The 23,811-nt window shown below is 71.8% G+C and carries 17 protein-coding genes and 1 pseudogene; 10 read left to right on the plus strand and 8 right to left on the minus strand.

Annotated elements, in window-relative coordinates:
* Positions 1-112: 112 nt before the first annotated feature.
* On the plus strand, positions 113-1,882 hold the full coding sequence (locus ABIA35_RS30540; protein WP_370338853.1) for an ABC transporter ATP-binding protein: 1,770 nt from the start codon (positions 113-115) through the stop codon (positions 1,880-1,882).
* Between the two features lie 186 nt (positions 1,883-2,068).
* A complete protein-coding gene (locus ABIA35_RS30545) occupies positions 2,069-3,283 on the plus strand; it encodes a calcium:proton antiporter (protein ID WP_370360143.1) in 1,215 nt (404 codons plus the stop codon).
* On the opposite strand, the gene ABIA35_RS30550 is transcribed toward ABIA35_RS30545, so the two are convergent.
* Complete coding sequence (locus ABIA35_RS30550) at positions 3,273-4,832, minus strand: long-chain fatty acid--CoA ligase (RefSeq protein ID WP_370360144.1); 1,560 nt, start codon at positions 4,830-4,832, stop codon at positions 3,273-3,275. The genes ABIA35_RS30545 and ABIA35_RS30550 overlap by 11 nt on opposite strands.
* A 52-nt stretch (positions 4,833-4,884) precedes the next feature.
* Positions 4,885-6,057, minus strand: coding sequence for an acyl-CoA dehydrogenase family protein (locus ABIA35_RS30555; RefSeq protein WP_370338847.1), 1,173 nt, complete (start codon positions 6,055-6,057; stop codon positions 4,885-4,887).
* Positions 6,058-6,205: 148 nt separating this feature from the next.
* Here ABIA35_RS30555 and ABIA35_RS30560 point away from each other — a divergent pair, with 148 nt between their 5' ends.
* The 4 genes and pseudogenes from ABIA35_RS30560 to ABIA35_RS30575 all read left to right on the plus strand — a co-directional run bounded on the left by ABIA35_RS30560 (position 6,206) and on the right by ABIA35_RS30575 (position 12,036).
* Positions 6,206-6,961 (plus strand): TetR/AcrR family transcriptional regulator C-terminal domain-containing protein, encoded by a 756-nt coding sequence (locus ABIA35_RS30560; protein ID WP_370360145.1) that lies wholly within the window; start codon positions 6,206-6,208, stop codon positions 6,959-6,961.
* Between the two features lie 118 nt (positions 6,962-7,079).
* Positions 7,080-7,415 (plus strand): annotated as a pseudogene (locus tag ABIA35_RS30565) (GTPase); the annotation flags it as partial.
* A gap of 1,896 nt (positions 7,416-9,311) precedes the next feature.
* The gene (locus ABIA35_RS30570) at positions 9,312-10,361 is read left to right on the plus strand and encodes a hypothetical protein (RefSeq protein ID WP_370360154.1); all 1,050 of its coding nucleotides are present in this window, start codon (positions 9,312-9,314) and stop codon (positions 10,359-10,361) included.
* A 1-nt stretch (position 10,362) separates the two neighbouring features.
* Positions 10,363-12,036, plus strand: coding sequence for a GTPase (locus ABIA35_RS30575; protein ID WP_370360146.1), 1,674 nt, complete (start codon positions 10,363-10,365; stop codon positions 12,034-12,036).
* A gap of 56 nt (positions 12,037-12,092) precedes the next feature.
* Here ABIA35_RS30575 and ABIA35_RS30580 read toward each other — a convergent pair whose 3' ends face one another.
* The 3 genes from ABIA35_RS30580 to ABIA35_RS30590 all read right to left on the minus strand — a co-directional run bounded on the left by ABIA35_RS30580 (position 12,093) and on the right by ABIA35_RS30590 (position 16,272).
* Positions 12,093-14,210 carry a 3-hydroxyacyl-CoA dehydrogenase NAD-binding domain-containing protein gene (locus tag ABIA35_RS30580; protein ID WP_370360147.1) on the minus strand — a complete coding sequence of 706 codons (2,118 nt, stop codon included), beginning with the start codon at positions 14,208-14,210 and terminating at the stop codon, positions 12,093-12,095.
* Complete coding sequence (locus ABIA35_RS30585) at positions 14,207-15,421, minus strand: acetyl-CoA C-acyltransferase (RefSeq protein WP_370338839.1); 1,215 nt, start codon at positions 15,419-15,421, stop codon at positions 14,207-14,209. The genes ABIA35_RS30580 and ABIA35_RS30585 overlap by 4 nt, the downstream gene beginning before the upstream one ends.
* A 179-nt stretch (positions 15,422-15,600) precedes the next feature.
* Positions 15,601-16,272, minus strand: coding sequence for an FMN-dependent NADH-azoreductase (locus ABIA35_RS30590; protein WP_370338837.1), 672 nt, complete (start codon positions 16,270-16,272; stop codon positions 15,601-15,603).
* 137 nt (positions 16,273-16,409) lie between these two features.
* On the opposite strand from ABIA35_RS30590, the gene ABIA35_RS30595 reads away from it, so the two are divergent.
* On the plus strand, positions 16,410-16,808 hold the full coding sequence (locus ABIA35_RS30595; protein ID WP_370338835.1) for a winged helix-turn-helix transcriptional regulator: 399 nt from the start codon (positions 16,410-16,412) through the stop codon (positions 16,806-16,808).
* 25 nt (positions 16,809-16,833) lie between these two features.
* On the opposite strand, the gene ABIA35_RS30600 is transcribed toward ABIA35_RS30595, so the two are convergent.
* The 3 genes from ABIA35_RS30600 to ABIA35_RS30610 all read right to left on the minus strand — a co-directional run bounded on the left by ABIA35_RS30600 (position 16,834) and on the right by ABIA35_RS30610 (position 19,962).
* Positions 16,834-18,165 carry an HRDC domain-containing protein gene (locus tag ABIA35_RS30600; RefSeq protein WP_370338833.1) on the minus strand — a complete coding sequence of 444 codons (1,332 nt, stop codon included), beginning with the start codon at positions 18,163-18,165 and terminating at the stop codon, positions 16,834-16,836.
* 22 nt (positions 18,166-18,187) lie between these two features.
* Positions 18,188-18,886 (minus strand): LuxR C-terminal-related transcriptional regulator, encoded by a 699-nt coding sequence (locus ABIA35_RS30605; protein WP_370338831.1) that lies wholly within the window; start codon positions 18,884-18,886, stop codon positions 18,188-18,190.
* Between the two features lie 473 nt (positions 18,887-19,359).
* On the minus strand, positions 19,360-19,962 hold the full coding sequence (locus tag ABIA35_RS30610) for a DUF3000 domain-containing protein (RefSeq protein WP_370338829.1): 603 nt from the start codon (positions 19,960-19,962) through the stop codon (positions 19,360-19,362).
* Positions 19,963-20,367: 405 nt separating this feature from the next.
* Here ABIA35_RS30610 and hemE point away from each other — a divergent pair, with 405 nt between their 5' ends.
* From hemE to hemQ, 3 genes are read left to right on the plus strand one after another with little or no spacing between them, the layout of a single operon-like run.
* A complete protein-coding gene (gene hemE, locus ABIA35_RS30615; RefSeq protein ID WP_370339264.1) occupies positions 20,368-21,483 on the plus strand; it encodes a uroporphyrinogen decarboxylase in 1,116 nt (371 codons plus the stop codon).
* A 51-nt stretch (positions 21,484-21,534) separates the two neighbouring features.
* Complete coding sequence (gene hemG, locus ABIA35_RS30620) at positions 21,535-23,001, plus strand: protoporphyrinogen oxidase (protein WP_370338827.1); 1,467 nt, start codon at positions 21,535-21,537, stop codon at positions 22,999-23,001.
* A gap of 44 nt (positions 23,002-23,045) precedes the next feature.
* Complete coding sequence (hemQ, locus tag ABIA35_RS30625) at positions 23,046-23,804, plus strand: hydrogen peroxide-dependent heme synthase (RefSeq protein ID WP_370338825.1); 759 nt, start codon at positions 23,046-23,048, stop codon at positions 23,802-23,804.
* The last annotated feature ends 7 nt before the right edge of the window (positions 23,805-23,811 follow it).

The following is a 23,811-nucleotide window of genomic DNA, read 5'->3' on the forward strand; positions in this document are numbered from 1 at the left end:
CAACACCCGAGCACCGGACCACGGCTCGAAACGCGGCTGACAGGGCTCGACGCACTCTGGAAGACTTGATCCGTATATCCCGTCGGCCTGCAAGTATTCGCGGAGTGCGTTCATGGCTTTGCCATCCGCCGATCCCCTCGACCACCACTACCGCGGCGAGCACCCGATCCGCACGCTCGCCTACCTCTTCCGGGAGGACCGGGGCCGCCTGGCCCTGGGTGTGCTCGCCTATTTCGTCAAGCACAGCCCCACTTTCCTGCTTCCCCTGGTGACCGCGGACGTCATCGACATCGTGGTGAAGCACCGCCCGATATCCGGCCTCTGGATCGATTCGGGCATTCTCCTCCTACTGCTCCTGTTCAACCTTCCCGGACATCTGTTGTACGTCCGCTGCTTCAGCCACTCCATCCGGCGCATGGGCGTCCGGCTGCGGTCGGCTCTGGTCTGGCGGCTGCAGCACCTCACGATCGGCTATCACTCGCGGGTCAGCGCCGGGGTGCTGCAGGCCAAGGTGATCCGGGACGTCGAGGCCATCGAGCAGGCCGCGCAGCAGACCTCCGACACCGGCATCGGCGCGCTGGTGACGATGGTCGGCGCGACGGTCATCATCGCCTTCCGGGCTCCGATCTGGCTGCCGGTGTTCGCCGGCCTGGTGCCGGTCACGGTGGTGCTGGCGATGGCGCTGCGCAAACCGATGAAACAGGACAATGAGTCTTTCCGGGCGGAAGTGGAGCAATTGTCCTCCCGGGTCGTGGAGATGACCCATCTGATCCCGATCACCCGGGCGCACGGCCTGGAGCGGGACGCCTACCGCCGGGTCGACGGCACGCTGCGCCGCGTGCTGGCCGCCGGGCTGCGCCTGGACCTCGTCAACGGCACGTTCGGCGCGATGGCCTGGATCGCCCTGAACTTCATGGGCGTGGCCTGCCTGACCGGGGCGGCGTGGGCGGCGTACACCGGGGCGCTGGGCACCTCGCCCGGCGACGTGGTGATGCTCAGCGCGTTCTTCACCACGCTGGTCGGCTCGGTGACCGCGCTGATGAACCTGACGCCGGTCATCACCCGCGGCCTGGCCTCGGTGCGCTCGGTCGGCGAGGTCCTGCAGGCCCCGGACATCGAGGAGAACGAGGGCCGCGAGCTCGTGGAGTCGGTCCGCGGCGAGTTCCGCTTCGAGGGCACCCGCTTCGAGTACCCCGACGCCGACCGCCCCTCGGTCGCCGACTTCGACCTGGTGGTCGCCCCCGGCCAGACGGTCGCCTTCGTCGGCGCCTCCGGAGCCGGCAAGTCCACGGTGCTGAACCTGGTCATCGGCTTCATCCGGCCGACCGGCGGCCGCATCCTGCTCGACGGCCGCGACATGGCCGGCCTGGACCTGCGGACGTACCGCAAGCACCTGTCGATCGTGCCGCAGGAGACGACGCTGTTCGACGGGACGATCCGGGACAACGTCCTCTACGGCCTGACCGGCGTGGACGACGACGAACTGCGCACGGCGCTGCGCGACGCCAACGCCCTGGAGTTCGTCGAGCGCCTGCCCGACGGCCTGGACACCCGCGTCGGAGAGAAGGGCGCCCGGCTGTCCGGCGGGCAGAAGCAGCGCCTGGCGATCGCCCGCGCGCTGGTCCGCGACCCCAGGGTGCTGATCCTGGACGAGGCCACCTCGGCGCTGGACACGCAGTCCGAGCGGCTGATCCAGGAGGCCCTGGGCCGGCTGGTCAGCGGGCGCACCACGTTCGTCGTGGCGCACCGGCTGTCCACGGTGCGCAACGCCGACCAGATCGTGGTGATGGAGGGCGGACGGATCGTGGAGACCGGGACGCACGACGAACTGGTGGCGCGGGACGGGGCTTATGCCGCGCTGCACGGGGTGCGGGCTTCTTAGGCTCCTTAGGCTCCTTGGCTTCTTAGGAGCGCTCGCGGCTGTTGTGAACGTGGCGGCGGTGCCTGTGAGGACGCCGCCGCCACCGCCGTTCTCAGCGCGGCCGCGGGGCCGGTCCGCCCGAGGCCGTTACCCGTTCGGACGAACCGACTTGGCCCGGCCCGCGCCGCTGCCTGATCGTGGCCTGCGATGAGCACCTCAGCCGAGCAGCGCCTGCCCGCGTGGGCCGTGTGGTCCAACGTCCTCCCGGTGCTGGCCATCGTGCTGCTGGCGTTCACGTGGGGGCGCGACATGCCGTCGTGGGTGGTCGCGATCATCGCGGCGTTCCTGTTCGGCGCGGTCCTGGCCGCGGTGCACCACGCGGAGGTGGTCGCGCACCGGGTCGGCGAGCCGTTCGGATCGCTGGTGCTGGCGGTCGCGGTGACCGTCATCGAGGTGGCGCTGATCATCACCATGATGTCGGCGAAGGGGGCCAAGGGCGCCGGGCTCGCCCGGGACACGGTGTTCGCGGCCGTGATGATCACCTGCAACGGCATCGCCGGCCTGTGCCTGCTGCTGGGGGCCTTGAAGCGAGGGCTGGCGCTGTTCAACGCGGACGGGACCTCGACCGTGTTCGGGGCGATCATCACGCTGGCCGGGCTGACCCTGGTCCTGCCGACCTTCACCACCTCGCAGCCCGGGCCGGAGTTCAACGACACCCAGCTGAGCTTCGCCGCGCTGGCCTCGATCGCGGTGTACGGGCTGTTCATCAGCGCGCTCACGGTGCGCCACCGGCCCGACTACCTGCCGGTCGACAGCGAGGACGAGGACGGCGCGGCCGCCGGCGCCGCCCCCGGCGCCAAAGCCACGGCCGCGGCCGCGGCCCATGCCCGCAGCCAGGCCGAGAGCGAGGACGACTTCGATCTGGCCGACTACGACGGAGAGGACTACGGCGGCGAGCCCCCGACCGACCGCCAAGCCCTGAACAGCCTGATCCTGCTCCTGCTGGCCCTGGTCGCGGTGGTCGGCCTGGGCAAGGGCGTCTCGCCGACGATCGAGCGCGGCGTGGACCGCGCGGGGCTGCCGGCCTCGGTGGTCGGCGTCGTGATCGCGCTGATGGTGCTGCTGCCGGAGTCGATCGCGGCGGTCCGGGCGGCGCAGCGGGACGAGGTGCAGACCAGCCTGAACCTGGCGCTGGGATCGGCGATGGCCAGCATCGGGCTGACCATCCCGGCCATCGCCGTGGCCACCATCTGGCTGTCCACGCCCCTGCTCCTGGGCCTGGACGCCAGCCACATGGTGCTGCTGGCGATGACCGTCGCCGTCGGCACGCTGACCTTCGTCCGCGGCCGGGCGACGCTGGTCCAGGGCGGGGCGCACCTGGTGCTGTGCGCCGGGTACCTGATCCTCGCGGTCAGCCCGTAGCCGTCGCTGAGTCCTTAGCCGTCCCTGAGCCCGCGGCCGTCCCGAAACGCTCGCGCAGCTCCCGCTTGAGCACCTTGTGGCTGGGCCCCAGCGGCAGCGCGTCCACGAACTCGACCCGGCGCGGATACTTGTGCCGCCCCAGGTGCTCGTCGCCGTAGGCGAGGATCTCCTCGGCCGAGGGCACGCCCTCCCCCGCCACCACGACGGCCACGATCTCCTCCCCGTGGACGTCGTCGGGCACGCCGATGACCGCGACCTCGGTGAGGCCCGGCATGCGCAGCAGCGCGTCCTCGACCTCCCGCGGGTAGACGTTGAACCCGCCGCGGATGATCAGGTCCTTGGTGCGGTCGACGATCGAGATGAAGCCGTCGTCGTCGCGGCGTCCCAGGTCGCCGGTGCGGAACCAGCCGTCCACGACCGCGGCCGCGGTGGCCTCGGGGCGGCCCAGGTAGCCGGTGAAGACGTTGTGGCCGCGGATCACGATCTCGCCGAGCTCCCCGCGCGGCAGCAGCTTGACGGCGTCCAGGACGTCCGCGTCGGCGATCTCCACGTCCACGCCCCACAGCGGATGGCCGACGGTCCCGGCGCGGGTGCCGATCGAGAGCTGGTTCACCGAGGCCACCGGCGAGGTCTCGGACAGGCCGTAGCCCTCCAGCACCTTCGCGCCGAACGCCGCCTCGAAGCGCTCCAGCACCGGCACCGGGAGCGAGGCGCCGCCGGAGACGCAGCGGCGCAGCGTCGGCATCCGCTCGGCCCGCGCCGCCGCCTCGATGAGCGTGACGTACATCGTCGGGACGCCGTGGAAGGTGGTGACCTGCTCCTTGACCATGAGCGCGATGGCGGCGTCGGGGTCGAAACGGGGCAGCAGGACGACTGTGGCCCCCAGGCGCCAGGTGGCGTTCATGCTGACGGTCTGGCCGAAGGTGTGGAACAGCGGCAGCGAGGCCAGGACGACGTCGTCGCGGCGGACCTCGTCGCGGGCGTCGTAGGCGTCGGTGGTCGCGTTCATCACCAGGTTGAGGTGGGACAGGACGGCACCCTTGGGCGTGCCGGTGGTGCCGGACGTGTAGAAGATCACCGCCGGGTCCTCGGGCCGCCGGGTGAGGAAGGTCGGCAGGGGCGTGGCCTGCTCGGTGAGCTCCTCCAGACGGCCGCCGGGTCCCGCGGTGAGCACCAGCGCGCCGGTCTTCGCGGCGGCCTCGGCCGCGGTCTGGGCACACATGGCGTGCGCGATGACGACAGTGGCGCCGCTGTCGCGCAGCACGGTCTCGGCTTCGCCGGCGGTGAGCAGCAGGTGCACGGGGACCACGACGCCGCCGGCGGCGAGGATCGCGTAGTAGGCGCGCGGGAACTCGGCGGTGTTCGGGCACATCAGGGCGACCTTGTCGCCGGGCCGGACGCCCTGCTCGACGAGCGCGCCGGCCTGGTGGAGCACCTGGCCCCACAGCTCGGCGAAGGTGTAGCGGCGGTCGCCCTCGACCAGCGCGGTCCGGTCGGGCCGGCGCCAGGCCGGTTCGGCGAGGACGCTGGCCAGCGATAGGGAGGTCATGCCTGCTCGCTTCCTGTCGGGGTGCTCATGATCTCAGAAGGCGCCGCGGGTCTCAGAAGGCGCTGACCCCGGTCAGGGCCCGCCCCAGCAGCAGCTTCTGGATCTGGGAGGTGCCTTCGTACAGGGTCAGGACCCTGGCGTCGCGCAGGTACTTGCCCACGGGGTACTCGTCGATGTAGCCGTAGCCGCCGAAGACCTGGATGGCGTTGTTGGCGGCGCGCACCGCGGCCTCGGAACAGAAGAGCTTGGCGGTGGAGGCGGCGGTGGCGTAGGGCAGGCCGCGTTCGATGAGGTCGGCGACGCGCCAGACCAGCAGCCGGCCGGCGTCCAGGTCGACGGAGATGTCGGCGAGCATCTCCTGCACGAGCTGGTAGTTCGCGATCGGCTTGCCGAACTGGTCGCGCTCGGCGGCGTAGCCGACGGAGGCGTCCAGGCAGGCCTGGATCAGGCCGACGCAGCCGGCGGCCACCGACATGCGGCCCTTGTCGAGCGTGGACATCGCGATCTTGAAGCCCTGGCCGACGTCCCCGAGGCGGGCCGCGTCCGGCACCCGGACCTCGTCCAGGATCAGCTCGGCGGTGGCCTGCCCGCGCAAGCCCAGCTTGCCCTTGATCTCGCGGGCCTGGAAGCCGGGGGTGTCGGTGGCGACGAGGAAGGCGGTGATGCCGCGCGGGCCGTCGTCGGGCCGGCCGTCCTTGTCACCGGTGCGGGCGAAGACGAGGGCGACGTCGGCCCAGGTGCCGTTGGTGATGAAGAGCTTCGAGCCGCTGAGCAGCCAGTCGCCGGACTGGTCGTCGCGCACCGCCTTGGTCTTCAGGTGGCCGGCATCGGAGCCGTTGCCGGGCTCGGTGAGCCCGAAGCAGCCGAGCGCGTCACCGGCGGTGAGCCGCGGGATCCACTTCCGCTTCTGCTCCTCGGTCCCATAGGCCAGCAGCGGCTTGGTGACCAGGCCGAGCGAGACCGAGACGATGCCCCGCACAGCGGTGTCCCCGCGCCCGAGCTCCTCCATGACCAGGCAGTACGAGAGATGGTCGCCCTCGGACCCGCCGTACTCCTCGGGAATGGTCATCCCCAGGAAACCCAGGTCCCCGAGCCGCTTCACGACGGACCGGTCCACCGCCTCGGCCCGGTCCCACTCCGCGGCGTGCGGAATGAGCTCGCGGTCGGCGAAATCGGCGGCCAGCGCGCGGATCGCCTCGTGCTCGTCGGTGAGGGACAGGTCCATCGGACACCTCGGGGTTGCGGGGTTGCGGAAACTAGCGCCGGGAGTTTTCTTGAACGTAGTCGCGCGAAACTAGCGGCGCAAGGTTTGCCGGCGGGATTTACTGGGGTGCGCAAGCGCGCACGCACGCCGCGAGGAGAGGGAGACGCGTATGGCTCGGCCACGGACGCCGCTGCTCAGCCGCGACGGCATCGTCGCCGCGGCGCTGGCCTTGGTCGACGCCGAGGGGCTGGAGGCTTTGTCGACGCGACGGCTGGCGGCGGAGCTGGGGGTGAGCGGGCCGAGCCTGTACAACCACGTGGCGACGAAGGATGAGCTGATCGACGCGGTGGTCGACAGTGTGGTGGCGGGGGTGGATGTCTCGGCTTTCGCTGCTTTGGGGGCTGGGGCTGGAGCTAGAGCTAGGGCTGAGGCTGGCGCGGGCGCGGGCGCGGTCGCGGGCCGCGCTGGGGGCCCAGACACCCGCGGCGACGGCCCTGCCTGGCGCGGCGCGGTGGCGACGTGGGCGCGTTCGTATCGTGAGGCGCTGGCAGCGCACCCGAACGTGGTCCCCGCCCTGGCCCGCGGCTCAGGCCGCCGCCCGGCACAGCTCCACATCGCCGACGCGGTCTTCGGCGGCCTGGTCGCCGCCGGCTGGCCCCGCCGCGAGGCCACGAGCATCGGCGCCCTGATGCGCTCACTGGTGATCGGCTCGGCCCTGGGCTCGTTCGCGGCCAGCTTCCCCGCCGACGCATCGGTCTACGCAGGCGTCTACCCGCACCTGGACCAAGCGCACCTCCTCGCCGAGCACCAACGCGAGATCGACGACCGCGCATTCGAAGTCGGCCTCGCAGCAGTCCTCGACGGCCTGGAGCTGAGACTGGCAACGCTGACCCGCGACCCCGAACCGGGCGCCACCCGCACCTGACCCGCAGCCACCCAAAAACCCACCAACAACCCCATCAACAACCCTTGTGAATTTGTGCCCTCAACACGCCCCCACCGCGATTTGACCAACCAGGTTCCCCGCACGCGCCACTTCCGGCATGCTTCGCGCTGTGGCGGTCACAGACAACACGGCGACCGGCGGCACCGACCAAATCGAGCACCCGCCGAACGCCCTCATAGAGGCGACGACGGCACTCCTGTCAGCGGTCACCGCCATCACCCTCCCCCTCGAACTCCCCACCACCGAGCCGGCACGCCGAGCCCGCACGGAAATCGAGCACATCCTCCAAGCAGCAATCCTCCCCAGACTCCGCACCCCCGACGCCCCCCTCCTATGCGCCCTGGCCGGCCCCACCGGCGTAGGCAAGTCAACCCTGCTGAACGCCCTCGCCGGCGCAACACTGTCGGCAACGGGGCCACTGCGGCCGACGACGCGCGCGGCGGTTTTGGTGTGCCACCCGGGGGACTTGGCGGGGATGGCGGAGACGCCGGAGTCTGCGAGCGGGGATGGCGATGCGGCCGGCGAGACGGTCGACGAGCCGGTCGACGAGCCGGTCGACTCCGACGGATCTCCGGACGAGGCGCCGACGCCTGATGGCGAAGCGTTGCCGGGCGCCGAGCCGGAGCACGCCGACGCACCAGTAGGCCCTGAGGCAACGATCGCCACCGGGGAATCGGTGCCCGCCGAAGCTCCGGGAGCCGTGGGCGAAGCGATGTCCGACAACGCGGCGGAGCCCGGCGGCGGGTCGGGGCGTTCCGACGCAATGGCGATCGCTGAGGCGCCGATCGCTGCTGATGAGTCGGGGTCTGCTGAAAAGCCAGTGCCCGCCGACGCGCCGAGTTCTGGCGGCGAGGCGGAGTCCGACGGCGCCTTGGTGCCGGCCGAGGCATCGGTACGCGCCGAGGCTGCGGCACCGACCGAAGCATCAGCGCCCGCAGACACATCGGCGTCGGCCCCTGCGGAAGGGATGCCGGACGCTGAGCCGGCGCGCGCCGAAGCGGCGGAGCGTGCAGAGGATTCGGTGCCCGCGGATGAGTCGCCATCGGCGGCGGAGCTGGCCCGGTCGGCGGCAGCTCAGGCCAAACCAGCGGAGGGGCAGGCCGGATCGGCGGCCGGTCAGTCCGAACCAGCGGAGAGGCAGACCAAGTCGGCGGCAGAACAGGCCGAGCTGGCGGCGAAGCAGTCCGAACCAGCGGCAAGACTGACCGAACCAGCAGAGCAGCAGCCCAGGCCAGCGGCAGAACAGGGCGAGCCGGCCGCGGAGATGGCCGAAGCAGCTGCGGCGTTGGCCGAGGTGGCGGCGGGGCAGGCCGGGGCGGCGCGCGTGGGCGGCGAGGCGGGGTTGGGTGCGCGGGTCGGGGTTGAGCTTGGTGCTTTGCTTTCTTTCCCCCTCCCCTCCCCCTCCCTCCCTCGTGGTGTTGCGCTGGTGGACACCGTGGATGGCGACGTGGCGGTCGTGGGGGCCGCGGACGTCGTTGTGGTGGTCGTGAGCGCTGAGCGGTATGCGGATGCTGCTGTGTGGCGGGTTTTGCGGCGGGTCGGTGCGCTGGGGGTTCCGGTCGTCGTGGTGTTGGGGCGGGTTGGGGCGGGGGTTGTGGAGGAGGTTTCGGGGGCCTTCGTCGAGTTGTTGCGGGTGAATGGGTTGGGGGCGGTTCCCTTCTTCGTGGTGGAGGAGGTTGGGGACAGCGGGGCGGGCGCAGTGCAGGCGCGAGGTCAGGCGGACGGGGAGGGAGCCCCAGCCCGGGGCGCGTTCCTTGGCGGCAGCGGTGCTCTCTACTTGGACGGAGGGCAGGGCGAGAGCACGGCTGACGTTGGGGGCGGCGCCCCGGGCGAGGGCGGCTATGGAAACGGCGGGCTCGGGCGCGCGGGCGGGCCTGCCGGAGGGACGGGGATTGAGGTTGGGGGTCGGGGCGGAGATGGAGATGGCTTTGGGTCCGCACCCGGGTCTGGGGGAGGCATAGCGGCTCGGGGTGAGTCTGAGGGGGCGGGTCGGGGTCGGCCGGGGCCTGAGGGGGAGGCTGAGTCCGGGCCGGAGTCTGGGGGAACCGCTGAGTCTGGGGGACAGGCTGAATCTGAGGAACAGGCTGGGGCTCAGGGACAGGCTGAAACTGAGGGACAGGCTGGGGCTGAGGTCGCGCCCGAAGCCGGGTCGGAAGCTCTGCCCGAAGTCGGGTCAGGCGCCGCGCCCGAAGTCGGGTCCGAAGCTCTGGCCGCAGTCGAGTCAGGGGCCGGAGACAACGGTGGGCTCGGGCCTGCGTCGGGTGCTGAAGTCTCTGTATCTGCTACTGCATCTGTTACTGCGTCTGGCGTATCTGTTACCGCGTCTGGCATGGGGATCGGGGACATCGGAAACACTCCCCCGCTCGTGCCGGAGGCGGCGGTCGCGGGGTTGCTCGGGTGGCTCAGGGATGCGGGGGCGGACACCGCGGGGCGGGTGCGGATCGGGATGCTCGGGGTGGCCGGGCGGCTCGATTCCGTTGACAGGCTTGTTCAGGAGCTTGCTGATGCTTGGGAGGGGCAGTGGCTTGCTCTACAGGTATTGCATCAGGGCTTGGAGAGGGTGCATACCGCTGAACGGGTGAGGTTCCGGGGGGCTGTCGATGCCGGGGAGTTGTTGGGGGGTGAGGTGCGGATTCGTTGGCAGGAGTTGTTGGGTTCGGGGCGTGTCAGTGCTCTGTTCGGGGCGGATGACGGGGGCAAGAAGAGTCGGCGGCGTAAGCGGGCTGAGGCGGATTGGAGTGCGCGCTTTCACAACCCCACGGCGCATGATGCCGCCACCGCGCCGTTGCGGGCGGCTCTTGTCGAGGCCGTTGCGCGGGGGTATCGCGGGGCGTTGGAGCGGGCTGCGCGCAAGACCTCTGATCAGTGGGAGCTGACGCCGGGGGCGCCTGAGGCGGGCAGTGGCGATGACGCTGCGCGGCGGGCTGGGCGTGCGGCATCGGGTACCGATCCGGCGCGGGCGGCTGCGGAGTGGCTCGATCATCTGCCGGCCGTCATTCTCGATCAGGCGCATTCGCGGCGGACCACGCGCACCATCGGGCCGGCCGGTGCCCATATCCGGAGTGCGGCGTTGGTGTTGGGGGTGGCGGCGCTTGCCGGTGGCGGGGTTGGCGACGAGCAAACCGAAGCCGCGCGTGAAGAGGACCCGGCCGCCTCGGCCGCGCTCGGCCTGCTGCACACCATGGTCGGTTCCGAAGCCGCCGAACGTCTGCTGGCCACCGCCACCACCTCCCTGAAAGACGGCAACGCGCGCCTCCTGGACCGCGCCGCCGAGTCCCACCGCGCCCAGTTGGCCGCCCACGCCCTCGACCCCCGCCAGGCCCAGGCACTCGCCGAGGCCCGCGCGGCGGTGGCCCGGGCCCGGAACGAGGAAGGCTGAGATGAGCGCCGAGATTGCGAGCAGGGGCGTCGAGACGGCGCAGGACGGCGGTGCGCAGGCGCTCACCAGGAGGCTGGCGACGCTGGAGGCGTTGCTGAAGGAGACCGAGGGCCGCCTGTCGGACTTCACCGCCCGGGAGGCGGACCGCATCCTGCGCAGGGTGCACGAGCGCATCGCATTGTCGCCGGAGCACGTCGTCACCGCCATCGCCGGGGCGACCGGCAGCGGGAAATCCTCGCTGTTCAATGCCCTGATTCGCTTCGAGCTCGCCCCGGTGGGCGCGATCCGGCCGACGACGACCACCGGCCTGGCGTGCATCTGGGACCCGGCGAACGCCGAGGCGTCCTCGGCGCTGCTGGATCGGATCGGGGTCGGGGGCGGTAACAGGATCCTGCGAGGCTCGCTTCTGGACGGCGCCACCCGCACCGCCGAACCCGAGCTGGCGCCGCTGGTCCTGATCGACCTGCCCGACCACGACTCCGCCGTGCGGGCGCACCGTGACGAGACCGACCGCGCGACCGCTGCCGCCGACCTGCTGCTGTTCGTCACCGACCCGCAGAAGTACGCCGACGCCTCCTGGCACGAGCGGTACCTGCGCCACCTGGACCACCACCAGGAGAGCCTGGTGGTCGTCCTCAACAAAAGCGACGAGTTGGCGGCGGTGGACGCGCGGGCCTGTGCCGCGGATCTGAGCAGGATCCTCACCGAATCAGGGCTCGCCGATGTGCCGATCCTGGTGACCTCGACCCGTACCGGCGAAGGGCTTCAGCAGCTCAGGGAACTGATAGCGACGCGCGTCCGCCGCAAGCAGGCCGCGCTCCTGCGCAGTGACGCGGACGTCGACCGCGCCGCCACCCTGATCGCCGCCGAGCTCACGCCGCGCGCCGGCCGCATCCCGGAAAGCCTTACGCCGCAAGCGAAATCCGCCGCGTTCGTAGCTATAGGCGACAGCACCAGCATGGACGCCCTGTCAGACCTCATAGACGCCGTCTACCGGCGTCGAGCCTCGCTTGTCACCGGTTGGCCGGTGCGCCATGCGGTGAGGACCCTGATACATCGCGCCCGAGGGGGCGACGAGGCGCGCTACTCCCCCTGGGCCGGCGCGGTGGCCGGCGAGCCGACGCCGCCCCCGATCCAGCACGGCGACGTCGAGCACGCCGTCTCCGAAGCCGTGGCCCACGTCGCCGAGGAGCTGCCCGCCCTGTGGGCCAAGGAGATGCGCCGGATCGGCGATCGCTGTGTGAAGAGCCTGTCCGACACCCTGGACTCCACGCTGTCCGGTACGGAAGTCGGGCCGCGGCTGATCCCCCGCTGGTGGACCGCCGTGCAGGTGCTGCACTGGATGCTGCTGACGGCGGCGCTCGTCGGGCTCGGCGGCGCGATCGCCTACGCGGCCTCCGGCGGCGGCAGGGACTCCAGTCTGCCCGACACCGGTCCGGTCTCGTTTCCGCTGCTCGTGGCGATCGTCGCGCTGCTCGGCGGGGCGCTGCTGGACCTCGCGTGCCGGCCGGCGGCGCGGCGGGCCGCCGGGCGGCTGCGGTCGAAAGTGGGTGACCGTATGACCGAACGTGTGCGGGGTGCGACCGAGCAGTTGCTGTTCGCGCCGCTCGTCGCCGAACATGAACGGTATGTCAGATCCTGGACGCTGACTCAGGGACTTGTCAGGAAGACATGAGAAAAGAGCGTGCCCCTGCCCGGCGGGGGACAGGGGCACCCTCACTCTAAGTACCCTTATTCGGGGAGGGAAGCCACTCCGGGGGCCAGGAATCGGTGGCCGGTGACAACCTCCGAGACCCCGGTGCGGTCCAGGTACGGCGTGATGCCGCCGAGGTGGAACGGCCAGCCGGCGCCGAGCAGCATGCACAGGTCGATGTCCTGCGCCTCGCCGACCACGCCCTCGGTCAGCATCAGGTCCACTTCCTGCGCCATCGCCTTCAGCGCGCGGTCGCGGAGCTGCTCCTCGGTGGAGGGGGAGTCGCCCGGCTGGAACAGCTCCAGGATCTCCGGGTCGATCACCGGCACGCCGGTGTCCCACTTGTAGATCGCCTTCTTGCCGGCCGCGACCAGCTTGGCCAGGTTCGGCGAGACCGCGAAGCGGTCCGGGAAGGCGGTGTGCAGCGTCTCGGCGACGTGCAGGGCCACCGCCGGGCCGACCAGCTCCAGCAGGACGAACGGCGACATCGGCAGGCCCAGCGGCTCCAGGGCGCGGTCCGCGACCTCGATCGGGGTGCCCTCGTCCACCGCCGCGGTGACCTCGCCCAGGAAGCGGGTCAGCAGCCGGTTCACGACGAACGCCGGGGCGTCCTTGACCAGCACGCAGGACTTCTTCAGGGTCTTGCCGACCGCGAAGGCGGTGGCCAGGGAGGCGTCGTCGGTCTGCTCGGCGCGCACGATCTCCAGCAGCGGCAGCACGGCCACCGGGTTGAAGAAGTGGAAGCCGACGACCCGCTCGGGGTGCTGGAGCTTGGAGGCCATCTCGGTGACCGACAGCGAGGAGGTGTTGGTGGCCAGCACGCAGTCCGGGCGGACCACGGCCTCGACCTCGGCGAACACCTGCTGCTTGACCGACATCTCCTCGAAGACGGCCTCGATGACCAGGTCGGCGTCGGCGAACGCGTCCTTGGTCAGCGAGCCGGACACCAGAGCCTTGAGACGGTTCGCCTGGTCCTGGTTGAGGCGGCCCTTGAGCTGGAGCAGACCGATCTGCTCGTGCACGTAGCCGACGCCCTTGTCCACGCGCTCCTGGTCGATGTCGGTCATCACGACCGGCACCTGGAGCCGCTGCACGAACAGCAGCGCGAACTGCGAGGCCATCAGGCCCGCGCCGACCACGCCGACCTTCGTCACCGGCCGGGCCAGCGCCTTGTCCGGCGCGCCGAACGGCTTCTTGGCCCGCTTCTGGTTCAGGTTGAACGCGTACAGGCCGGACCGCAGCTCGTTCGTCATGATCAGATCGGCGAGCGCCGCGTCCTCGAGGGCGAAGCCCTCGTCGTTGGAGGCGGTGGCCATCTTCTCGATGATGTCCAGGGCGCGGTACGGAGCCGGGGCGGCGCCGTGCACCTTGGAATCAGCGACCTGACGTCCGCGGGCCACGGCGGCGGCGTAGTCCTCGGCCGAGAACTCCTTGCGCTCCACCGTGACCGAGCCGTTGATGACCTTCTCGGCCCAGGCGAGGGACTCCTCGAGGAAGGAGACCGGCTCGAACATCACGTCGGCGATGCCGAGCTCGAAGGCCTTGGGGCCCTTGAGCATCCGGTTCTGCGACAGCGCGTTCTCGATGATGACGGTGACCGCGGCGTCCGGGCCGATCAGCTTGGGCAGCAGCGTGCAGCCGCCCCAGCCGGGGACCAGGCCGAGGAAGCACTCGGGGAACGCCAGCGCCGGGACGCCGGAGGAGATGCTGCGGTAGGTGCACGCCAGCGCCACCTCGACGCCGCCGCCCATGGCCGCGCCGTTGACGAACGCGAAGGAGGGCACCGGCAGCGCGCTCAGGCGCTTGAAGGTGTCGTGGCCGGCCTGCGCGATGGCCAGGGCCTGCTCGCGGTTCTTCACGACCTCGACGCCCTTGAGGTCGGCGCCGACCGCGAAGATGAACGGCTTGCCGGTGACGCCGACGCCCACGATCTCGCCGCTCTTCGCGGCCGCCTCGACGGAGTCGATGGCCTGACCCAGCTGAACGAGGCCGCCGGGGCCGAAGGTGTTCGGCTTGGTGTGGTCGAAGCCGTTGTCCAGCGTGATCAGCGCGAACTTGCCGGAGTGCCCGGGCAGGTCGAAGAACTGGACCGGGGCCTTGGTGACGACCTCGTCGGGGAAGAGCTCTGTCGCCAGAGCTGTAAGGTCCTGGCTCACTTGCTCTCTCCAGTCCAGTGCGGGTTCTCCCAGATGACCGTTCCGCCCATGCCGATGCCCACGCACATCGAGGTGAGGCCGTAGCGGACCTCGGGGTGCTCCTCGAAGTGCTGCGCCAGCTGGGTCATCAGCCGCACGCCGGAGGAGGCCAGCGGGTGGCCCATGGCGATCGCGCCGCCGAAGGGGTTCACGCGCTCGTCGTCGTCGGCGATGCCGAAGTGCTCCAGGAAGGCCACGACCTGCACCGCGAAGGCCTCGTTCAGTTCGAACAGGCCGATGTCCTCGATGGTCAGGCCGGCCTTGGCCAGGGCCTTCTCGGTGGCCGGGACCGGGCCGATGCCCATGACCTCGGGCTCGACGCCGACGTAGGCGTAGGACACCAGGCGCATGCGGACCGGCAGGCCCAGCTCCTCGGCGACGTCCTCGGCGGCCAGCAGACAGGCGGTGGCGCCGTCGTTCAGGCCGGCGGCGTTGCCCGCGGTGACGCGGCCGCGGACCCGGAACGGGGTCTTGAGCGCGGCCAGGTCCTCCACGGTGGTGCCGGGGCGCGGCGGCTCGTCCGCGGTGACCAGGGCGTAGCCCTTCTCCGCGTGCCGGGCCGACATCGGGACCAGGACGTCCTGGAACTTGCCGGCGGCCAGCGCCTTGGCGTACTTCTCCTGGGACGCGGCGGCGAAGGCGTCGCAGCGCTCCTTGGTCAGCTCCGGGTAGCGGTCGTGCAGGTTCTCCGCGGTGGAGCCCATGACCAGCGCCGAGGGGTCGACCAGCTTCTCGGCGACGATGCGCGGGTTGGGGTCCACGCCCTCGCCCATGGGGTGGCGGCCCATGTGCTCCACGCCGCCGGCCACGACCACGTCGTACGCGCCGAAGGCGATGCCGCCGGCGGTGGTGGTCACGGCGGTCATGGCGCCGGCGCACATGCGGTCGATCGAGAAGCCGGGGACGGTCTTGGGCAGGCCCGCGAGCAGCCCCGCGACCCGGCCCATGGTCAGGCCCTGGTCGCCGATCTGGGTGGTGGCGGCGATGGCCACGTCGTCCACCCGCTCGGCCGGCAGCTGCGGGTTGCGCTGCAGCAGCTCGCGAATGCAGCGGATGACCAGGTCATCCGCCCTGGTCTCGGCATAGACGCCCTTGGGGCCCGCCTTGCCGAACGGGGTACGGACGCCGTCGACGAACACGACTTGTCGCACGGCCCTCTGGGTCTGAGGCACGTTGGCTCTCCTCCACACGGAACGGTTCTGCGACCATGCTACTCACGAGTAACAAGGTTCGGCGAGCGCGGGGGGAGGTGACTGCGGTCACGGGGAATGAAAGTGGGGCAGAGCGAGCAAAAGACGGGTGCGGCCCGCTTGGACAGGGCCGCACCCGCCGTCGTTCTTGCAGAGTCGCCTCAGACCGCGACCGGGTCCCCCGACAGCCGCGCGGCCAGCTCACGCGCCTTCGCGTCGGCCTGCTCCAGCGCCTCGGCCCGCGACTGCTCGGCCAGCGGGATCAGGTCGGCCATCGCCGGGACGGTCGGCGCCAGGGTGAGCTGGATGGTGATGAACTCCGGCGTGATGCCCAGGTGCGCGGACAGGACTCCGGCGAGGTAGTTCTTCACGAACTCCATCTCCTCGCGCGGCGTGCCCGGCTCGTAGGAGCCGCCGCGGGAGGCCACGATCACGACCGGCTTGCCGGCCAGCGACTGCGCCTCCGGGCTGCCGGAGGTCCGGCCCATCAGGATGATCTGGTCGATCCACGCCTTCAGCGAGGAGGCGAGCCCGAAGTTGTACATGGGGGCGCCGATGACGATCGCGTCGGCGGCCTCGGCCTCCTCGATCAGGGCCAGGCGGGCGGCGTGCGCGGCGGCCTGGGCCTCGGTGTGGGTGGCCGGGTCGGAGAAGGCCGCGGAGACGGTCACCGCGTCGATGTGCGGCAGCGGGTCGGCGGCGAGGTCGCGGTGGACGACGGTGCCGTCCGGGTGCGCCTGGCGCCAGGCGTCGGCGAAGGCGGCGGTGACGGTCCGGGAGGCGCTGGCCTCGCCGGGGAACAGAGAGGCGTCGATGTGCAGCAGCGTGGCCACGGAAACTCCCTAAGCTTGATGGTTACCTTTCGTATGTGGCTTATGATGGGTGATTGTTGAGCGCTCTACAAAAGGCACATCGAAGTGCGGCCAGGCACATGGATGTGACCGTCCAGCAAGGAACGGGAGCAGGGCAGATGACCGGAACACGGTTGGAACCGCCGGTGGCGTGCCAGGAGGCCGGGCCGGAGGGGCGCTTCGTGCGCGGAGTGCTGGACCGGATCGGCGACAAGTGGAGCCTGATGATCATCGGGAGCCTGAACCGGGGACCCAAGCGGTTCGGCGCTTTGCAGGCGTCGATCGGCGGGATCTCCCAGCGGATGCTGACGCTGAACCTGCGGCAGCTGGAGCGCGACGGGCTGATCTCGCGGACGGTCTACGCCGAGGTGCCGCCACGGGTGGAGTACGAGCTCACAGAGTTGGGGCACAGCCTGCTGGTGCCGGTGCTGGAGCTGGTGAACTGGGCCGCGGACAACGCCGAGACCATCGAGAAGCACCGGGAGTCCTACGACACCACGAATGCGCCGAAGGACTGAGGCCTGACGCCCTGCTCCCCTGCGCCTACTCCCCCGCGACCCGCTCCCGCCCGGCCACCTCCCGCAGCGCCTCGCCGATCGTCTTCGACGTCAGCGCCACCTGCCACGGCCGGGCGCCGGCCGCGCTCAGGAAGGCCGCCACCTGTTCGTCGCTCGGGGCCGGCGTCGGCGGGGTCCAGCACAGGCGGCGCAGCGAGTCCGGCGCCAGCATGTTCTCCACCGGCAGCGAGTGCTCCGCGGCCAGGGTGCCGACGGCCTCGCGGGCCGCGGTCAGCCGTTCGGCGGCGACCGGGTCCTTGTCCGCCCAGGCGCGCACCGGGGGCGGGCCGTCGCTGGGGGCGGCGCCGGGCTTGGGGAGTTCGGCGTCCTTCAGCTGGCGGGCCTTCGTCAGGGCCTCGAAGTAGCGCGGGACGTCGCCGGAGCGCATGCGGCCGCTGAATCCCGGGATGGCGCGCATCTGGGGCGCGGTGCCGGGCAGGGACAGGGCCGAGTCGATGATCGCCTGGTCGGGCAGGACCCGGGTGGGCGTCATGTCGCGGCGGCGGGCCAGCTCGTCGCGGGCCTCCCACAGGGCCCGGACCACCGCGAGCTGGCGGGGGCGGCGAACCTTGTGCAGGCCGGAGGTGCGGCGCCAGGGTTCGGCGCGGGGCTTGGGCGGCGGGGCGCTGGCGACGGCGTCGAACTCCTGGCGGGCCCAGTCCAGCTTGCCCGCGCCGCGCAGCTCGTCCTCGATGATGTCGCGGACCTCGACCAGGACCTCGACGTCCAGGGCCGCGTAGCGCAGCCAGGCCTCCGGCAGCGGCCGGGTGGACCAGTCCGAGGCCGAGTGGCCCTTCTCCAGCTCCAGCTTCAGCACCTCGGCGACCAGCGGGCCCAGGCCCACGCGCTCGTGGCCGCCGAGGCGGGCGCCGAGCTCGGTGTCGAACAGCCCGCCGGTGCCGTCGGCGCGGCGGGCCGGCGGGCGCATGCCGACCTCGGCCAGGCAGGCCAGGTCCTGGGAGGCGGCGTGCAGCACCCATTCGGCGCCGGCCAGGGCCGGGCCGTCGCCGGCCAGGGCCGACAGGTCCGGGCAGGCGATCGGGTCGATGAGGAACGTGCCGGCGCCCTGGCGGCGTATCTGGACCAGGTAGGCGCGCTGGCTGTACTTGTAGCCGCTGGCCCGCTCGGCGTCCACGGCGACCGGGCCGGTGCCGGCCGCCAGCGCCTCGACGGCGGCGGCCAGCGCCGCCGCGGTGTCCGTGACCGGCGGCAGGCCTTCACGCGGTTCCAGCAGCGGGACCAGGCCGAGCGGAGCGTCGGCGGCCGGCGGGAGCGGCTCGGGGCTCGCCGGTCCGCCCGGCGTACTGGAACTCGTCACGCCCTTACAGTAACGACCGCCGTCAGTGAATGGTCCCGCCGCGCAGCGCGACCGCGACCATGCCGGCCCGATCGCCCGTGCCCAGCTTGCGGGCGATGCGCGCCAGGTGGCTCTTCACGGTGAGCGCCGACAGGCCCATCGCCTGTCCGATGGCCTTGTTCGAGCGGCCGTCGGCGACCAGCCGCAGCACCTCGATCTCGCGGGCCGACAGGTCGCGGCAGCCCGCGTGCGCGGCCTGCGCGGCGCCGTTGGCCCCGGCCAGGGCGGCCGCGCCCGGTGGCAGGCCGCCGGCCGGGCGGACCCGGTTGGCGCTGGCGGCGTGCACGCCGGTCAGCCCCGGGCGGCCGGCGGCGACCGGGCGCGCTCCGGTGATGACGAAGCCGCGTACGCCGGAGGCCAGGGCGGCCCGGACCGCGCCGGCGTCGTCGGCGGCCGACACGGCCAGGCCGCCGGCCCAGCCCGCGGCCCGCATCTCGGCCAGTAGTTGTAGTCCCGAGCCGTCTGGCAGGTGGATGTCCACGACGGCCAGATCGCGGGTGGCGGACATCCGGCTCCGCGCCTCGGCGGCGGTCTGCGCCTCGAGCACGTCGCGGACGCCGAGCGCCCACAGGTGCCGGGTCACCGACTGGCGTACGCGGGGGTCGGCCACGACGACCATCGCGGTCAGGCGCGCCGGCCGGTATGCGATCAGGTTGGCGGTGTTGTCGACGAGTACCGACACCGAACCTCCTCCTGGGGGTGCTGCGAGCTTGTGCTCAGGCGCCGCGTCCGCCGGTAGCGGATCGGTCCATTCAGGTCATCGGCAGATCAAGCAGGCACCTTTAGGGCTAATGCTCGCAAGTTCACAGAACGGGACGGTGTCGGGCATATGATTATCCGAAAATGCGCCCTGACCTGCGGTGATATCGGCTTCAGAGAAGGATGGTCACACAGGGCTCGATGTCGCTACGCAGCGTGACAGATCTGGTCCGCAAGCGTCGGACGTGCAGTTCCGCGACCGATGGGGCGCGACGGACCGAAGGTGTCGAGGGCTGCGCCGTCCGGTGGAACCGGCTGCGCCGATCAGGTGACCCCGGCGTAACGCAATGAGATCGGAGCGTCCGGCGGCGCTGAAGTAGCAGAAGTGTTCGAAGCCAACGGTGGGGCCGGAGTCGCCTCACCGCATCAAGCGTCGCCTCACCACATCAAGCAGAGTCACCGGCGCGAGCCGGCCGGCGGCAGGTTCGCCACGCCCTCGTACTCCGGCGGCAGACCCGCGCACATCATCATCAGAGCGCACCACGCCTGAAGGTGCGCGCCGAAGTCGATGCCCTCGGGCCCGGGGACCGGCGTCCAGGACGCGCGGACCTCCACCGCCGTGGTGGCCGGCCGGCCGGCCAGGCCGCCGAAGCCGCGCGAGGACGAGCGGGAGACCGTGCCGCCCTCGGCGGTGAACGGCGCGCCGTGCTCGGCCAGCGCGTCCAGCAGCCAGGACCAGGCGACCTCGGCCAGCAGCGGGTCCTCGGCGATCTCCGCCTCCAGGTCCGCCTCGACCAGCACCACGAAGCGCCACGCGCCGCGCCACTCCTCGAAGCCGCCGGGGCGGTGCAGCAGCACCAGGCGGCCGCTGGCCAGGTCCTCCTCGGCGCCGGCCTGGTCGGTACCGACCACGGCGCCGCCGACGGCGTGCGCGAAGGGGGCGAGGTTCACCGGGGAGGGCAGCGCGTCGAGCTCGATCGCGGCCGGAAGGGGCGACGCCGTCAGGGCGGCGACGGCCTCCGCGAACTCCCGCGGGTCGTCCGCGCGGCTGGGTGCCATGGGTGAAGCGTACGCCGCCGCGCCGCGGGCCCGACGGGAGGCGCGCTGGCACGGGACGCCGCGAGGCGGCGATGGTATTCGGTGGTGATCCACTTCACGACAAGGCGCGCCGGTTCCGCGGCGAGAGCACGCCGGAACCGCGACCCGGCAACGCCGGACGCCGCCGACGCCGACAGCCCTGCCGACGCCCATGCCAACACCAATGCCGAGGCCCATGCCGAAACCCATGCCGACACCAGCCCGACATCCCGTCGGGAACCGCCCACAACAGCAAGACCCCGGCATCGATCACCCCAGTGGACGTGGGACCATCGAAAGGTGACCGACGACAGGAGCGATGCCGTGCACGACAGCGTGACCCATGACTTGTCACGAGGGCCCGAGCGCCTGAACCCCGCGGCAGACCTGGGCCCGTCGGCCGCCGGCCAGCCCGGCGAGGTACCCGGCCCGCGCAGCGGGTCGGCCGGCTCGACGGACGCGCGCCGCGGCCCGGCCCGGGACAGCGACCTCGTGCGCGCCGCGCGCCGGGAGCCGGTCGGCCACACCCCGGTGTGGTTCATGCGCATGGCCGGCCGCTCGCTGCCGGAGTACAAGAAGATCCGCGAGGGCATCCCGATGCTGGAGTCCTGCCTGCGGCCGGACCTGGTCACCGAGATCACCCTGCAGCCGGTGCGCCGCTACAACACCGACGCGGCCATCTTCTTCAGCGACATCGTGGTACCGCTCAAGGCGATCGGCGTGGACGTGGAGATCGTCCCGAACGTCGGCCCGGTGTTCGCGAACCCGGTCCGCGACCACTCCGGCCTGGACCAGATCCGTCCGCTGGACCCGGCCGCGGACTTCGCGTTCGTGACCGAGGCGGTCGGCCAGCTGGTCGGCGAGCTCGGCACGACCCCGCTGATCGGCTTCGGCGGCGCCCCGTTCACGGTGGCCAGCTACCTCATCGAGGGCGGGCCGTCGAAGAACCACGAGAAGACCAAGGCGATGATGCTCGGCGAGCCGGAGCTGTTCGCCGCGCTGATGGACCGCCTGGCCGACGTGACCGCCGCCTTCCTGCGGGTGCAGATCGAGGCCGGCGCGAGCGTGGTGCAGCTGTTCGACTCCTGGGCCGGCGCGCTGTCGCCGCGGGACTACGAGCGCTGCGTCATGCCGCACAGCGCGAAGGTCCTGGCGGCGGTGGCCGACCTGGGCGTGCCGCGCATCCACTTCGGCGTCGGCACCGGCGAGTTGCTGCCGCTGATGGCCGGCGCCGGCGCGGACGTGATCGGCGTGGACTGGCGGGTGCCGCTGGACGAGGCCTCGCGCCGCGTCGGACCGGACTACGCGGTGCAGGGCAACCTGGACCCGTCGGTGATGTTCGCGCCGTGGCCGGTGATCGAGACCCGGGTGCGCGAGATCCTCGCCGAGGGCGCGCGGACCCCGGGGCACATCTTCAACCTGGGCCACGGCGTGACGCCGGACATGGACCCGGACCGGCTGGCCAGGGTGGTCGAGCTGGTGCACGAGGCGTCGGCGCGGTAGCAGCGCGCTACGGAAGGGACCACGGCGGTGGGCACGACACAGGGGGCTGCGATGGCATCGGAGCAGACGTCGTCTCAGGGTTCATATTCGGGCGCCGGGTCCGGTGCGGGACCGGGTTCGGTCGCCGTGATCGGCGGCGGCGTCTCGGGCCTGGCCGCGGCCTGGTATCTGAAGCAGGCGCTGCCGGACGCGGCCGTCACCGTCTTCGAGGGCTCGCCCCGGCTCGGCGGCAAGCTCGCGGTCGGCGAGGTCGGCGGCGTCCAGGTGGACCTCGGCGCCGAGTCGATCCTGAACCGGCGGCCCGAGGCGGTGGATCTGGCCCGGGCCGTGGGACTGGCCGAGGACATCGTGTATCCGGCCACGGCTTCGGCGTCGGTGTGGAGCCGGGGCGAGCTGGTGCCGATGCCCAAGGGGCACCTGATGGGCGTCCCCGGGGATCCGGGCGTCCTGGCCGGTCTGCTGTCGGCGGCCGGGCTCAAGCGGGCCGAGGCCGGGCCGGCGCTGCCGTCGCGCTCGGTGCTGCGGACCCAGGCCGAGACCGACGACATGGCCGTCGGCGCGTACGTGGCCGAGACGTTCGGCCGAGAGGTCGTGGACCGGCTGGTCGAGCCGCTGCTCGGCGGGGTCTACGCGGGCCACGCCGACGAGCTCTCGTTGCGCGCCGCGATTCCCGCGCTGGTTCCCGCCTATGAATCCGGCGAGCCGCTGGACGAGGCGGTGTCGAAGATCCTCGCGGCGCAGTCCGCGGCGGCCAATCCGAAGCCGGTGTTCGCCGGAGTGCGCGGCGGCGTGGGACGGTTCCCGGCGGCTCTGGCCCAGTCCTGCGAAAGCGCCGGGGTCACGATCCGGCGCGAGACGATGGTCAGGGAACTGACTCGCACCGCCGACGGCTGGCGCCTGGTGTCGGGCCCGGTGCCCGCGCCGACCGCGCACGCATTCGACGCCGTCATCGTGGCGGTCCCGGGCGCTCCGGCCGCGCGGCTGCTGAAGGACGCGGCACCGGCCGCCGCAGCGGAACTCTCAGGGATCGAATACGCCTCGGTCGCGCTGGCGACCTTCGTGTTCGACGACGCCGCGCTGCCCGCCGGCAGCGGCTTCCTCGTCCCGCCGGCCGACGGCCGGTACATCAAGGCTTCGACGTTCTCCAGCGTGAAGTGGTCCTGGCTCGCCGAGTCCGGCAAGACGGTGGTCCGCGCCTCCGTCGGCCGGCACCGCGAGACCGAGGACCTGCAGCGCGAGGACGCCGATCTGGCCGCGACGGCGCTGGCCGATCTGCGGACCGCGCTCGGCGCGCCGGACGCCCTCGGCGAGCCCGTCGACTGGCACGTCCAGCGCTGGGGCGGAGGGCTTCCGCAGTACGCGGTCGGCCATGTGGCGCGCGTGGAGCGGATCCGTTCGGCGGTGGCCGCACAGCCGGGCCTGGCGGTCTGCGGCGCGGCCTACGACGGCGTCGGGATCGCGGCCTGCGTCGCCTCGGCGCTGCGGGCGGCCCGCGAAATCAGTGCCGGGCCCGCATAGCGCCGGGCGCACAACCGAGTACACCCATAAGGAAGAAAGACAACATGAGCGACAGCGGTAACGAAAACCAGGACGAGCGCCCGGCCGGCGTGGTCAGCAACGTCCGCATCGGCAAGCGCGCTGTGGAGCTGAACGAGGTCACCCGCTACGCGCTGTGGAGCGTCTTCAAGGTCCGCCAGGACCTGCCGGCCTCCGACGACGCCCGCGCCGACATGGCCGCCGAGGTGGAGACCCTGTTCGAGGCGCTGGCCAAGGACGACGTGGTGGTGCGCGGCAGCTACGACGTGGGCGGCTTCCGGCACGACGCGGACTTCATGTTCTGGCTGCACGCCGAGACCTCCGACGCGCTGCAGGACGCCTACCAGCGCTTCCGCCGCACCGCCTTCGGCCGCCTGACCGAGCCGGTGTGGTCGCAGATGGCGCTGCACCGTCCGGCCGAGTTCAACAAGAGCCACGTTCCGGCGTTCGTCGCCGACGAGACGCCGCGCGGCTACATCGCGGTCTACCCCTTCGTGCGCGGTTACGAGTGGTACCTGCTGGAGGACGCCGAGCGCCGCCGGCTGCTGGCCGAGCACGGGATGATGTCCCGGGAGTACCCGGACGTGCGGGCCAACACGGTGCCTTCGTTCGCGCTCGGCGACTACGAGTGGATCCTGGCCTTCGAGGCCGACGCGCTGGACCGCATCGTGGACCTGATGCGGCACCTGCGCGGCTCGGAGACGCGGCGGCACGTCCGGGAGGAAGTGCCGTTCTACACCGGCAAGCGGCGCTCGATCGCGGAGATCGTCGCGGCGCTGCCGTAGGTGCTGC

It is taken from the genome of Catenulispora sp. MAP12-49 (genome assembly GCF_041262705.1).
GTDB lineage: Bacteria > Actinomycetota > Actinomycetes > Streptomycetales > Catenulisporaceae > Catenulispora.